The 256-nt window shown below is 36.7% G+C and carries 1 protein-coding gene; it reads left to right on the forward strand.

The genetic code is table 11. The features are described from left to right. On the forward strand, window positions 1-212 hold a 212-nt coding region (locus GNE10_RS35630), incomplete at its 5' end, for a hypothetical protein (protein WP_221643115.1). Window positions 213-256: the final 44 nt, after the last annotated feature.

Genomic DNA, 256 nt, shown 5'->3' on the forward strand with positions numbered 1-256 from the left:
AATTCGATTCAAAAATACGCCACTCAAATGCCAATTCAACGCCACTTAAGCGTCACTTGAGTGCCAATTCAATCCCAATTAAGCGCCAATTCAACGCCACTGCATACATTATGTATATATTCTTTTTATCAATAACTAAGCTTATTGACAATAAAATGGTCAAAAAATGCCAACTCAGTGCCAACTCAATGCCACTGATGTTTTTAATTTGAGTAGCCCAAAAAAACCTTTGGTGAGTAGCAAGCTATGTTGCTGT

Origin of the sequence: Nostoc sp. 2RC, from assembly GCF_014222165.1 — a bacterium.
GTDB classification, from domain to species: Bacteria; Cyanobacteriota; Cyanobacteriia; order Cyanobacteriales; family Nostocaceae; genus Nostoc; species Nostoc linckia.